The sequence below is a fragment of the Nanoarchaeota archaeon genome, from assembly GCA_018897155.1.
Lineage (GTDB): Archaea > EX4484-52 > EX4484-52 > EX4484-52 > LFW-46 > LFW-46.
The window spans coordinates 1-13931 of the sequence record JAHILE010000040.1; the positions used below are offsets into that span (position 1 = coordinate 1).

10 protein-coding genes are annotated in these 13931 nt (G+C 42.8%); 6 read left to right on the top strand and 4 right to left on the bottom strand.

Features of this window, described 5'->3' with window-relative positions; all coding sequences use genetic code 11:
- The first annotated feature begins 58 nt into the window (after positions 1–58).
- The 6 genes from KKB09_04510 to KKB09_04535 all read left to right on the top strand — a co-directional run bounded on the left by KKB09_04510 (position 59) and on the right by KKB09_04535 (position 10501).
- The gene (locus KKB09_04510; protein ID MBU4300457.1) at positions 59–5923 is read left to right on the top strand and encodes a heparinase II/III-family protein; all 5865 of its coding nucleotides are present in this window, start codon (positions 59–61) and stop codon (positions 5921–5923) included.
- A 68-nt stretch (positions 5924–5991) separates the two neighbouring features.
- Positions 5992–6150, top strand: a complete 159-nt coding sequence (locus KKB09_04515; protein MBU4300458.1) for a hypothetical protein — start codon at positions 5992–5994, stop codon at positions 6148–6150.
- 272 nt (positions 6151–6422) lie between these two features.
- Positions 6423–6872 (top strand): transcriptional regulator NrdR, encoded by a 450-nt coding sequence (gene nrdR / locus KKB09_04520; protein ID MBU4300459.1) that lies wholly within the window; start codon positions 6423–6425, stop codon positions 6870–6872.
- Between the two features lie 67 nt (positions 6873–6939).
- A complete protein-coding gene (locus tag KKB09_04525) occupies positions 6940–9222 on the top strand; it encodes a hypothetical protein (protein MBU4300460.1) in 2283 nt (760 codons plus the stop codon).
- Positions 9223–9358: 136 nt separating this feature from the next.
- Positions 9359–10201, top strand: a complete 843-nt coding sequence (locus tag KKB09_04530) for an arsenite methyltransferase (GenBank protein ID MBU4300461.1) — start codon at positions 9359–9361, stop codon at positions 10199–10201.
- A 39-nt stretch (positions 10202–10240) separates the two neighbouring features.
- Positions 10241–10501 carry a thioredoxin gene (locus KKB09_04535; GenBank protein ID MBU4300462.1) on the top strand — a complete coding sequence of 87 codons (261 nt, stop codon included), beginning with the start codon at positions 10241–10243 and terminating at the stop codon, positions 10499–10501.
- A 21-nt stretch (positions 10502–10522) separates the two neighbouring features.
- Here KKB09_04535 and KKB09_04540 read toward each other — a convergent pair whose 3' ends face one another.
- The 4 genes from KKB09_04540 to tuf form a co-directional block, all read right to left on the bottom strand.
- Positions 10523–11146, bottom strand: coding sequence for a hypothetical protein (locus KKB09_04540; protein MBU4300463.1), 624 nt, complete (start codon positions 11144–11146; stop codon positions 10523–10525).
- Positions 11147–11197: 51 nt separating this feature from the next.
- The gene (locus tag KKB09_04545; protein ID MBU4300464.1) at positions 11198–12034 is read right to left on the bottom strand and encodes an NAD(P)H-hydrate dehydratase; all 837 of its coding nucleotides are present in this window, start codon (positions 12032–12034) and stop codon (positions 11198–11200) included.
- 156 nt (positions 12035–12190) lie between these two features.
- Positions 12191–12499 carry a 30S ribosomal protein S10 gene (gene rpsJ / locus KKB09_04550; protein ID MBU4300465.1) on the bottom strand — a complete coding sequence of 103 codons (309 nt, stop codon included), beginning with the start codon at positions 12497–12499 and terminating at the stop codon, positions 12191–12193.
- A gap of 100 nt (positions 12500–12599) precedes the next feature.
- Complete coding sequence (gene tuf, locus KKB09_04555) at positions 12600–13883, bottom strand: translation elongation factor EF-1 subunit alpha (GenBank protein ID MBU4300466.1); 1284 nt, start codon at positions 13881–13883, stop codon at positions 12600–12602.
- Positions 13884–13931 lie beyond the last annotated feature (48 nt).

The window sequence follows — 13931 nt, forward strand, 5'->3', positions numbered from 1 at the left end:
GTCAACAGAGAACCTGTCTTTTGCATTCCTCGAGTGGGCTGGCATAAAGAACGAGACCATGCAGGGCTCAGGAATGAACTGGTACAGGAACAAGACTTTTGTCCCGCGGGGCAACTACACTTTCAAAGTCTACGCAAACGACTCTGCAGGCAACTGGAACGTTACTGTGTTACGGTGGGTATATATGAACTCAACCAACATCTCTGTCCCGCACCCGTCGCTGTTGTTCACCAACATAAGCGAAACACCGGGTTACCAACATAGGACAGAAGAGCCGTGGCTTGGGTGGGAAAAGAGCGTTATCAACTCCGCAATTGCATCGCTTGCGCGGAACTTTTCTGCTGAAGGATGGATTTATTACGATAGAATGTTATACCGGGCCGCTTTCGCAAGAGATTTGGCACTGGCTTATCAAATAACTAAAAATGAGTCTTATGCTGAAAAAGCCAAGGAGGCTCTCTTAAACATAGGCGTGGGTTTAATATCCAACGATATCGACAAATCCGATGCTTTGGAGGACTATTCCTTTGCATATGACTGGACCCAGCCATACCTTGACCCTGCAAATGACACCATCATCCGTGACAAATTGGCCAACCTGACAGATGTGGTCTACATGGACCTCAATGATAACGGCACATACCTCAATTATGTTACTTTTGCGGATTACCACGGCAAAGCATATCCTTCTGTCGGCATTGCATCCCTCGCACTCTATGACTATACAAATCCGAACAGCATAACTCTCGTGTCCGGTCCCTCTGACTGGCTGAAAGTGGGGACTGATTATCTTTTCGTAGACGACAAATTGCACATCTTCAACAGGTCTGTGATGTCCTTCGGCTTTTCAGATTCAGGCAAGCATTTAAACGGCGCTTACAAAGGATATGTCGCTGAGAACTTTATGTGGTGGCTCCAAGCGTACAGCCATTTTCTCAACAGGAATGCCTTGGACGACTACCCGGTTGCCAAAAATGCATTCACATCAGAAATCTGGGAGTCTATGCCGAACCACTACCATAACAACTATATTACTGACGGCAATAGAAAAATAATATATTCTAAAGGGATAATTAACCTCCTTGACAGCGACTATAAGTCTTATGTCCTCAACCATCTGGAGATGCTTGATAATTTAAGCATATTGCCGTATTCAGGCACACTCGGATATTATGCAAACGGCTTCTATTACCTCACTTACCAGAATTACTCCGAAATCCAGCGGAAGTATCCTTCATGGACGAGCCGCATGGATTCTGATGTTTCTAAAGCCCAATACCAGGTCTTCAGGGGCAGCTGGCTGAATGACAGCGACTGGCTGTCTTTTATCACATGGAATATTACCTCGAATAGCAACCGGGATATGGCTCATCACGACCAGTTAAGCTTCGAGTATTACAGCAGGGGCGATCTGCTTCTTGCCGATGGGGGAGAGGAGAAGCACATCTTGGACAGATATTATGGAGATTACGAAACATACCATAACGTTATTGCCATTGAGAATCCGAGGTCCCCCTTTGCTTCGTCTTCATGGGCGGACAGCACAGCAAGAGGGATTAACAAAGGCGATTCCTCGGGCCTGAAAACGCCAATTTCTATTGAGCATTTTGCCCAGACACCCTGGATAGAATTCATAGACGCAGATGTGACTATCACAGCCGTAAAAGATACATCAACATATACTCTTTCCTCCCCTATCGGCTATAGCCGGGCAATCATTTATCCAAAGGACTATTTCATCGTTATAGACCGGATGGAGAGCAGCGAAACATGGACGTATAGGAACATCTTCCGGCCGACGAGCCTAAACATAACGCCTACAAAACAATATACGAATCTAACAGATATTGATATAAATGTCACTGCCGGCGATGTCGATGCAGTTCACATGATTACGCCGACATCGTTTGACGGCAAATCCGCAGAACTTTTGGTAACACTAGCGAACGTCTCTGCCCCGGGCAACCTTTCAGTCTACATAAACGCTACGTATTTGGGAACTATCCCGTTCAGCGCCAACACAAGCTACTACCTAAGAGACATACCCTCAGGGAACTTCACAAAGGGCGCAGCCAACAAGATAAACTACTCGACTACGAATGATGTTTCGCTTGTCATTGATGAAACCCAAATTACAATAATGGGCGAGGTTAATTTAAACCTCTCCGTAGGGGATACATACTACGACTGGCTGTCCCTGCCATACAAGGATGAAACCCAAACAGGAATAAGCACGAACTCTGTGAAGTGGAACACCACAAACCCGTACGGGAACAAAGTGGAAGCGCATCTTTTCTCTTCACCTGCATCAGAAATAAGGGTGACAAAGCATGTCGGAAGAATTGCAGGTTACAATACTGACTCCGAGGTTTTCAACCCCGTCGTGTATTTCAGGACAGGCCCAACGACTACGCTATACTGCGTGAGTGTCCTGCTCTCAAGATATGGAAACGAAACCGAAAAAACACCGGCGAACCTGTCGGTCACAGGAAACGGAAACGCAGTAAAGGTCACTTCAACTGATTACGAAGACTACATCTACTCTGGAAGCGGCAGTTCCACTTACGCAACGGCTGCGACCGACGCAGACACAGCGTTCAACAGATACAACCTGACCTCGGGTAAGATGCAATACATCATGCTCTTGAATGCCAAATATTTCACTTACGGTTCAGATGAGTGGCTCAACTCAACGCAAAAAATATCTTCGTTCCTGATGAACATTTCCGGCACAAATCGCACGATAACCGCAGACGGCACCAACGGCACAAATGCGACAATTTACGTTGCAAACAGCTCGAACATCACAGTTAAGCGTGATGGCGTTACTCTTTCGCAGAACATCGACTGGTGGGCCATTGACCCGACTCATGTGAAGATAAAGATGACGTTCTCAAGCCCGACAACATACGACATATTCGGCGGGATTGAGTCCGACACAACGCCGCCGACAATAACTTTTGTTTCCCCGACATGGGAAAACAATGACAATAGACCAGAAAATTGGGAATTTGTTAACATAACTTTAAACGAGGCAGGAAATGTCTCCTTACTGGAATGGAACAACGGCACATCATACAATTACACAATGCAAGGCTCCGGAACAACAAATTTCTATCTGAATATGACCAATCAAACCGGAATGATAATGTATAGAGTATATGCAAACGACAGCGCAGGCAACATGAATATTTCTGAAATAAGAACTGTAACTTTGAATTACTCTGTAGCACCGATAACGATCATAGGCAATGAAATGTGGGTGTCTTCCGACGGATACTCAGATTTTATTGATGATAATGTGTCTAAGGTTGCTACTTGTTTCCAGGCACCCGTAACAAAAAACATATCTGAAATATGGGTTATAAACGGGGAATATGGGTCATCAATTAATATTACAACGAGATTGGCGACTGCGGACGAGAACTTTGATCCCGTGGAGTATTTTGAAAATAATGTCACATGGACCACAAAAAATGGGGGATTAATGAGGAGTTGGAGAAATTTATCTGGTTTTGGTTCAGTTACTATGAATCAATCAGATAACTATTGTATTGTATCTTGGTCTAATGATCCTAATGTATCATCATCTAATTACATACGTCCGTTTGTGGTTAGCAATACAGGTGCAAAAGCAGCCAATATGACACCCTATAATTATTTAGACAATGAACATACGGGCAAATATACTACTTCCGCGAGATATTATGGTGGTGTTTCGTGGGTGAAGAGTACTGGTTCGGGTGGTGTTAATAGTCCGGAATCTATCTTTTTTTTATTATTCGATGATGGGACGGGGTGGGGGCAGCAATTTTCCAAAAAAACATCTTCTTTAGATATTTCTCCTTTACAAGAAAGTGGGCAGTATTTTATATTTAACAAGAGTTACACAATAACAAGGATATTTGGGGTGTTTTATGGTTCTCCAGACGCCGATTTAGATTATCGCGTAATTTATTCAAACAATACCGCAATAGATTCCGGTGTGTTTGCATCCAATACATCGCTATCACCAACTGCATTCCGAGCAATTAACAAGTCAGTTAATTTCACAATTCCTGCAAATACCGGTTTTAAGGTACTATTCAGTTGCAATAAGTGCACGGACACGAAGTCATGGGAAATAGGGCAACTTGATATTGCGAACCTATGTAATCTCAATGGGGCGTCGTGCAATGCCGAGAATGATGCAGTATTTGCACCTTTGAGGAATAGAACATATAACGGCCTGGTATCCTACCGTGTTCATAATGTATCCAATGTTGTTACAAACTACTACTCTCAAGACGCATCCATTTGGTTCGAAGCAGTAGCTATTATGACCAACAACACCCTAGTTTCCTTAAACATCCCACAAAACAATCTGGCGACAAACAATGCCACAGTCACCTTCAACTGCTTCGCTTCAGCTGGTAATCCACTTGTGAACCTCACTTTATACGGCAACTTCTCAGGGACATGGCAATCAAACGGCACAGCCAATATTAGCGGAACAAGCAATTCAAGCCAATGGTTCAATACTCTGGCAGACGGCTCATATATATGGAACTGTTTGGCTTATGACAATACATGCAACTCGTCGTTTGCGGACAGCAATTACACGCTGACTATAGATGCAACTCCACCTTCAACAATAACAAACCTTGCAAACCAGTCATCCGGCGACACATGGATTTACTGGAACTGGACAAACCCTGCGGCAGACTTCAGCCACGTTGAAGTCTGGCTTAACGGCACATGGAAACAAAATATTTCCCTGAATTACTACAATGCCATAGGGCTTTCTGGAAACACAGGGTATCAGATACAGACAAGAACCGTGGACAATATTGGAAACATCAACACAACATGGGTTAATTCAACTGCAAAGACAACTTCCGACATTACTGCGCCCATAATTACTGTCGTATTTCCTGTGAACGGCTCGGCATTGGCAGCAGGAACAATATCAACAACCGTCAATATAACCACAAATGAAAACGCAACATGCAGATATTCAACAAACTCATCATTTGTATATGCAGACGGAACTAATTTCACCAACACCGGTGAAACAAACCATTCGTTCATTTATCCCGTATCTGCCGGAACCTATAGTTTGTATTACTTATGCAACGATATTATTGGAAATGTTAATGCAGAGGCACTACAACATACCTTTAGTATAGCTTCTGCCGTAGTGCCGCCAACTACACATTCCGGCGGCGGAAGTGGCGGTGGAGGAACGCTGACAGTTGTGGAAAATAAAACAAATTCGACTGTTGCAAATGCAACTGTTGTTGTTCCAGTAATTGTGAATAATACTAATACAACTGTAGCACATCCTGCGCAACAAGAACTGGAAATCAAAATAAAGGCATATGAAAAAATAAACGAAGTCAGGCAAAAGATTCCTGCAGGCAATACAAAAGCAAAAGAAAAAGTTGCAGATGCTGAAATTGCTTATAAAACAGGAGATTATTCCAGTGCATATAATTTAGCAGTTGAAGCCGAAGGATTAATTGATTCTGTTGCTCCGGAAGAAAACAAGACGAATTATGCTGTTTATGCAGTTACTTTAGCAGTGTTTGCTACTGGCGCATATGCTGCAAAGGCGGGATTGATGAAACTGAACAAAAAGATTGTTGAAGGGCGCGCAATAGTTGAGGAAGATATAATTCCGCAGGAACTTACGTGGAAGCCGGCTGCACCTAAGGAGCCGAAAGTACAGATTCCGAAAAACTTTGAAAATGAACAGCCCGAACAGATTAAAGACGAACCCGAGCTTTCGATGCCTAAAAACGCCGAGGAGAAACCGCCAACAAGCCAAATGTTGCAAAACGCGCCGGAGAAAAATAGCGACAAAACGGTGCATTCGCAGGATGATGAACTTGATGACATACAGCGCAGGCTTGAGGAGATTAAGAAGAAACTGAATGAATAGACGTTCTATCGGCAATGTGTAGGGCGCACATATATAAGGCGCGCAAAACCAGTTCTTTTGTGAGCTATATGGCTACAAACTGGCAAATGGAACGATTTATGGTGCGCCACCGCATGAAGCAAAAAATTGTGGAGCTGAGCAAAAAATATCCTGTTTCAGACATTAAACCGATGTCGCGCGTCATAGGACAGCAGCAACTATTCGATTGGAACAACACAACATATTGAAAGAATAATTTTCGAAATAGAATTCACAAAATATATCGTTCAGTATCAAAAAGTATATATACTTAAGATTCTATATAACACAACATATGGTTGTTATGAGTGGAGCTAACCACCATATATGGTATTTAGGCGTTTTTCACAACACTGAGCAAAAAACGTTGCTGAAAAAGAAAATTGCGTAAAAAATGCCGGTGATTTTCAATGAAATTGCGCAAATCCCGCCAATATTGCCCGATTTGCTGATTTCATATCCAACATATATGGTGATTGATATAAAATGCCCCTTTTGCACTCATTCAGAAACAAAAGTCCTTGACTCGCGCGAATCAGAAGACAACATAAACCGGCGAAGAAGGGAATGCGAGAAATGTTCCAAAAGGTTCACTACCTACGAGCGCATCGAGCTTCCGTCACTACTTGTGATAAAAAAAGACGGAAACAGGGAGGAATTTGATCGGGAAAAAGTCAGGCGCGGCATACTACATGCATGTGAGAAACGCCCGATAACGCACGAAGCAATAGAAAAACTCGCAAGCGAAATAGAATCAGAAATAAGGCAAAGGCATGAAGACGCCCACGAAGTAAAAAGCTCTGAAATCGGTACCGTCGTCATGAGGAAGCTAAAATCGCTTGATGAAGTCGCATACATCAGATTTGCATCAGTATATAAACGATTCACAGACGTCGAATCGTTCAAGAAAGAAATCGACAAATTGCTGTAAGGATGCAAAAGAACATATTATTAAAATATAATTTTTAATGTTAAAATTCTTTTTGGAGAGGAATATTATGAGTGATGGGGATATAAGTGCGGGCAGTATTGAAAAACAGCAGACGCTTCTAAGAACCGAGCTGAAGCTTCCAAAAATAAGGACAAGCAATCAGGAACTTAGCGAGTTCACTCCAAAAAAGATTTATGATGTTTACATAAATGAAGCGGGCCTAGATCCGGAAACCGCTGAATACTACACACAGCTCATAATGGCGGACTTGAACAAGCTGTACATACAGAACAGGCTGCACGAGATATCAACAAGAATGCTTCGAGAACTTATGTGTGCGCACGCAATACAGCAGGGCGACTTTGCCACAAGAAACAGGCTATCCGTTCTCGGGCTGCCAATAAAAGATGTGGAAAACCTGTTCTTCAGCTATAATTCTGAAAACAGTAATCATGTTCCGTCAGAAGAGTTCATCCATAAGGCAATGGCAGATGTCATAAACGAGCAGTATTCATTCTCAACGCTTTACAACTTCAACACGCAGTGGGGAAACCCAGCCTACTCCCATATGAATGCAGACATCTACATCCATGACAGAGACTACCCGGGAAGGCCGTTCTGCTACCAGCACAGCGCGCGTTTCATATTCCGCAACGGCCTGTACATCGACGGCACAGGAAAGCATGTGAATGTCTCAAGGCCTCCAAAAAATCTTGAGGTCGCAATAAGGCAGGTGTGCGAATTCCTCGGAGCAGCAAGCAGGAACTGGAACGGCGGCCAAAGCTTTCGAAATCTTTTCTGGGAACTAGGCCCTTACCTTGAAGCTTCTGCAAAAAACAATCCAAGCACAAAAAATCTTGGCGGCGTTGAAATCCCGACATCTATTGTTCAGGCAGCTCAGATGATGCGCTATGAGCCAAATCATATCCTTGTCGGTAGAGGAAGCCAGGCGGCATTTTCATCTCTTAGCAACTTCGCAGTCCCTCCAAAATATCTTACAGAGGATTCTGATGTAGTGCTTCCGGGCGGCCAGGTAGTAAAAGGTTCTTATGCAGATTACAAAGAATATGTACTGAAATTCTGGTATGCCTATCTTTACGAATCAACGCGCGGGGATTCCAACGGCGGAATGTTCCACTGGATGAAAGATGATATAGGAATAAAACCCGAATGGTTCAGCGACCCTGAGCTTCAGCAATATGTTTTTGAGCCTTTGATGAAGTATGTTGCAAAATTCGGCGGCCCATACATCTATAATGTAAAGAATGTCAGCGACGATGAAGTAGCATGCACATCTTGCTGCTCGCTCGTGCTTCAGTCAGAAAGCCCGGATGACTTCGAGCTTGCGCGCCAGGGAACTCTTGGAATGGGTGCGCTTCAGTGCGGCTCATTCAACCTGCCAAGAATCGCGTATCTTGCAGGCGGAGACGATGCAAAGGTATATGAAATGATTGAAAGCAGAATGAATCTTCTTGCAGAAGTGATGAAAGCAAAGAAAGAATTCATGAAAAAAATCATCGCAACAGGGGTGGCGCCATTCCTCACTCAGCCAAGGCTGCGCGGAAAAGACAACACCCCATACTTTGACATAGAAAAACAGAGCTATCTTATGAGCTTCTGCGGAATGAACGAATTCACAAAAGCACATACAGGCTACGAACTTCATGAAAGCAAAGATGCCCACAACTATGCGATGAAGCTGCTCATGCATATGCTAAACTACTCAAAGAAATTGTCAGAAGAAACTGGCTTGAACATGGCATTCTGGAGACAACCCGGAGAAACTATGCCTGGCAAATTCGCACAGGACGACTACAAGAAATTCAACGGAAAGGCAGTAATTCAGGGAAATCCAAAAATTGGTGCAGGATATTATTCGAACTTCACTCACGTAAATGTGAATTCGGGATTGTCAGTATTTGACAAAGTCAAAAACGAGGCGCCATTCCACGCACTTTCGCCATCAAATCTCTTGCACATATGGCTTGGCGAAACAAATCCGGATCCTGACGCTCTCTGGGATATGACAAAAAAAATCCTTGACAAGTCGCTTACAAACTATTTTGCTTTCACGCGCGAAATAACAGTCTGCAACACCTGCAAAACATCGCATTCAGGCGTTGTTTCTCACTGCAAATGCGGCGCAGGCCCAAAAGACCTTGTGGTAAACAGCAGGATTGTGGGCTATTACAGCGCTGTCGGAACTGTAGAAGCAATACTCAACTGGAGAAAAAACCAGTCAAAAGAATCGCTCAAGGGCGCATTCTGGCAGCCGCATAAGTTCGCAGAATTCAACAACAGGACTGCAAATTATTCTGGTGCAAGGCTGAGCCAGCTTGGGGCGAACTGAGGATGAACAAACCTTGGAAAAATATTAATAAACTTAACGAATATTCGCGCGCTGAAAGCTGATAAAACTACGGCAGGGTTCTTTCATTGCATCAATTCATATAACTAAGATTTTCTTAGACTAAATTGTGACCTGTATGAAACAAAAACATGAAGAGATAAAAAAAGCTGTGCGCGAAGGCTACGGCAAGATTGCTAAAAATAAAATATCCTGTTGCAGCCCGATGTTTCCGTGCTGCGGAAATTCAAGCGCAAAAATTATAACTGACGTCAGTAAAAGCGTAGGATATGCGGACGATGATCTTTCTTCAGTTCCAGAAGACGCGAATCTTGGCCTTGGATGCGGAAATCCCGTTACCTTGGCGTCTTTAAAAAAGGGTGAAACAGTTCTCGACCTTGGTTCCGGCGCCGGAATTGATTGTTTTCTTGCTGCAAAAAAAGTCGGAGAAACCGGCCGCGTCATCGGCATTGACATGACGCCGGAAATGCTTGCGCGCGCAAAAGAAAACGCAAAAAAAGGCAATTACAAAAACGTGGAATTCCGGCTTGGTGAAATCGAGAACCTGCCTATAGAAGATAATTATGTTGATGCAATCCTATCAAACTGCGTTGTAAATCTTTCTCCTGATAAAGATGGTGTTTTCAAAGAGGCATTCCGTGTTCTGAAGCCTGGCGGGCGCCTGATGGTCTCAGACATAGTTCTTCTGAAAAAGCTCCCGGAGTCCATAAAAAAATCAATAAATGCGTATATCGGGTGCCTCGCGGGGGCAACAATGAAAGAAGAATATCTGAACGCGATAAAGGCTGCTGGATTTAACGAAGTGAAAATCATAAGCGAATCGACTTATCCTGTTGAGCTTGCTGCAAGCAATCCGGCTGCAAAGGATATTATGGACTCGAATGATATTTCAGAAAAAGATTTCGCTGAAATGATAACATCCATTGTCAGCATAAGGGTTCAGGGAATAAAGACAAAATAAGTTATTAAATATTATGAAACAATTTTAAAGAGTGAGATTATGGAACTGAAATTTTTCGAATCCCCGACTTGCCCGGATTGCCCGGCTGCAAAGAAGAATGTAAAAGAAGTTCTGACAAAATTCAATATTCTGGATACTCTGAAATTCTTTGACATATCAACAGACGACGGAAGGATAGAATCCCTGAACTGCATGGTAATGGGCTCACCCACACTGGTTATTGATGAAGACATCATTACAAAAGACATTCTCCTAGATGCGAGAAAATTAGAAGAAGAGATACGTGGAAGAATTAATTAAATGCTGGTCCACACCATAAACTTAGAACCATGGATTATGGCCTTCCCTCATCATTGCTTCACTTATTCCTTTTTCCTTAGCAACCAAACGGCAAATAATATTTAGAAGTATCTGTGACTCTTTTTCAGAATCCTCACCCATATAATGGCATAAATCTTCATTATTTGCATCCGAGAATTTATTGTTGGCGGTTATAACGAAATATTTTCCGACATCACATACTTTTTTTAGAGGAGATTCTGGACTCGCACTTATTCCTAGTGACGTTAAATCTAAATCAATGCCATATTTTTCTTTATCTTTATAAATGGTCTTTACTTTTTCTGCGATTTTTTCATTTCCAGAACCTGAAATAGATAAAAGAACGCATTTTCCTTTTTGAGAAAGAACTCTTATACCTGGAGTGAATTTATAATTTGTCTCATACACATCGCAGTACCCCATTTGAGTCAATCGAACAAACTCTGTTGATGCATTAAGGTTAGAATTGCCTTCTGCGTTTAAAATAACTACGTCCGCATTAAGAATTTCATCATATACTGCATTGAATACACCTATCTGACGTACAATATCCTGCTTCAAATTTTCTGTGCGACCCGAATATGGAGCCATCAGAGAATTCAGTTCATCTACAGACAATGCCATAAAAAACGTGTAGTTAATGAACTTTAAAAATACAACATCACGTTTAAATAATTAAATAGTTCTTAGAACGTTTGGGAGTTCTGTAATAATATCCGACGCAATCAGCGAATTTCCGAATTTTTTGTACGCCAAATCTCCAGCCGCGCCGTTGATATGTGCTGCGCAAATGGCTGAATTCAAAGCGGAATTTTTCTGCGCAAGAAGCGCGCCGCAGACGCCCGCAAGCGTGTCTCCTGTTCCGCCGCAGGTCATTCCGGAATTTCCGGTTTTGTTCAAAAGCATAATCTTTCCGTCAGACGCGATATCAATTTTGCCTTTCAGCAAAACTGTAGAATCAAAATTTTCTGCAATTGAATTTACAAGAGATTTTTGCGCGCCGAAATCTTGCGGCAATGCGCGACCAGCAAGCCTCTCAAATTCTTTGACATGCGGCGTATAGACTGCATTTTTTATCCCGCTGCCGCCTGCAATTATTGCATCGGCGTCTATCACACACGGCTTTTTGTATTCTCGAATCATTTTTTCTGCAACTTTCAAAACATCGGGTTTTTTCGTCAGGCCATTTCCGATTACCATAACATCTGTTTTTTCGCGAAGTTCACGAAATAAAGGCATTGCCGAATCATTCAAATATTCTCCTTTGCACCCCCATACAATCAAATCAGGAGAATATGATGCAACTGTCGGCGCGATATATTCCGGCACAAGAAGATAAACCAAATCCGCACCTGTGCGCAAAGCAGAAAGCGCGACAAGCGCGGGAGAACCAAAATACTGCCTTGAGCCTCCGACAACAAGAACGCGGCCGTTCTGGCCCTTTCGTGAATCTGCTTTTCTTTTGGCAAGATTATCTGAAAGAAATTTCGCGCCGATGTATTTGTCCGCCATATTAATTTATTGGCAAAACGCGCTTATATAATGCGCGACTATTCAAAATACAGTTAACTATCAAGTACTTCTTCGACATCTTCGATATATGGAAGAGATGTATGCACTAACATACAGCCTTATTGTCAGGAGATATTTTTAAAGAAAAGTACTGAATTATTCCTTCAGCTCAATCTCAATATTAACGCCCTCGGGAACTTCTACTCGCATGATTTGCCTTAGTGCGCGCTCATTAATTCCAACGTCAATTACGCGCTTATGCACTCGCATTTCCCAGCGCTCGAATGTTGCTGCTCCAGAACCAGAAGGTGATTTTCGGGTCACAATTTTCAGCTTTTTTGTCGGAAGCGGCATCGGTCCTGTGACTGATGCGCCGAATTTCTGGGCTGTGTCCTTTATTGAGTGGACCAGTTCTTCCAATTTCTTGTAGTCTGTGCTTGCGACCCGTATTCTTGCGATTTGCATAAATATCTATCCTTTTTTGTTTGTTTTCCGAACGCAATTGCCGTTGCGCGCGGACATAAAAATAAACTCCGCCTCGTTTTTGCATGGTGGCTCATATAACTTATTTTCCTGCTTTCTTTGCAGGAACAACATCAATCACCATGCCTGCTGCAATTGTCATTCCCATATCCCTTATTGCGAATTTCGCAAGCTGCGGGAATTCAGACTGCTTTTCAATAACAAAAGGCTTTAGTGGCTTGCATTTGATAACTGCTGCATCTCCGGCTTTTATAAAATCCGGATGCTCTGCCTCAACAGCTCCTGTTGCAGGATTCATTTTCTTAACTATTTCAGTTATGGTACATGACACGTGTGCTGTGTGTGCGTGAAACACCGGAGTGTATCCTTTTGTTATGACTGAAGGATGCTGCAGAACAATTATCTGCGCTGTGAACTCTTCAGCAACTGTCGGAGGGTTATCTACATGACCCGCCACATCTCCTCGGTCAATATCATTTCTTGCAAGGCCACGGATATTAAATCCGATGTTGTCACCTGCCGTTGCCTGAGGAACTACCTCATGATGCATTTCAATCTGTTTTACATCACCGATTTTCCCCGAAGGCATGAAAATCAATTTGTCATTTGGCTTAAGTGTTCCTGATTCCACTCGACCAACTGGAACTGTTCCAACGCCTGTGATAGTATAAGCGTCCTGAATCGGAATTCTAAGCGGCTTGTCTATTGGTTTTGCCGGAACTTCCAATTTATCAAGTGTTTCAAGAAGTGTCGGACCTGTATACCATGACATTTTTTCAGATTTCTTTGCAACATTATCTCCAGTCCATGCAGAAAGCGGAATGTAAGGTAAGGTATCAGTCTTAAAGCCAACTGATTTCAAAAGCTTTATGATGTCTTCTTTTGTCTTGTTGTAGACTCCTTCATCAAAACCTGCATCATCCATTTTATTTATTGCAACAATGAGCTGCTTCAAACCCAGTGTCTTTATGAGAAAAACGTGTTCCTTTGTCTGCGGCATCACGCCATCCTTTGCTCCAATAACAAGGATTGCCGCATCAGCCTGTGATGCGCCAGTAATCATGTTCTTTACAAAGTCTCTGTGCCCTGGAGCGTCAATGACTGTAAAGTATCTGTTTGCGGTATCAAATCGTTGGTGCATGATATCTATTGTCACGCCGCGTTCTCGCTCTTCCTTTACAGTATCCATTAAGAATGCGAATTTGAATGATTCTTTTTTCAATTCCTTTGCTTTCTCTTCAATTTTCTTCATTTCCTGCTCAGGAACATTTCCAGTATCCCAAAGAAGCCTGCCTACCAGTGTTGATTTACCCTGGTCAACGTGTCCAATTGTCACGATGTTCATGTGCGGTTTTGCTGATGCCATTTTAATCACCATTAATTACTCTGTACGAGTTCTCTATTATTTACGCAC

Coding starts and splice junctions, on each gene's coding strand:
- KKB09_04510 (MBU4300457.1), top strand. CDS start 59: ATGCAGGGCTCAGGAATGAACTGGTACAGGAACAAGACTTTTGTCCCG.
- KKB09_04515 (MBU4300458.1), top strand. CDS start 5,992: ATGGCTACAAACTGGCAAATGGAACGATTTATGGTGCGCCACCGCATG.
- KKB09_04525 (MBU4300460.1), top strand. CDS start 6,940: ATGAGTGATGGGGATATAAGTGCGGGCAGTATTGAAAAACAGCAGACG.
- KKB09_04530 (MBU4300461.1), top strand. CDS start 9,359: ATGAAACAAAAACATGAAGAGATAAAAAAAGCTGTGCGCGAAGGCTAC.
- KKB09_04535 (MBU4300462.1), top strand. CDS start 10,241: ATGGAACTGAAATTTTTCGAATCCCCGACTTGCCCGGATTGCCCGGCT.
- KKB09_04540 (MBU4300463.1), bottom strand. CDS start 11,146: ATGGCATTGTCTGTAGATGAACTGAATTCTCTGATGGCTCCATATTCG.
- KKB09_04545 (MBU4300464.1), bottom strand. CDS start 12,034: ATGGCGGACAAATACATCGGCGCGAAATTTCTTTCAGATAATCTTGCC.
- rpsJ (MBU4300465.1), bottom strand. CDS start 12,499: ATGCAAATCGCAAGAATACGGGTCGCAAGCACAGACTACAAGAAATTG.
- tuf (MBU4300466.1), bottom strand. CDS start 13,883: ATGGCATCAGCAAAACCGCACATGAACATCGTGACAATTGGACACGTT.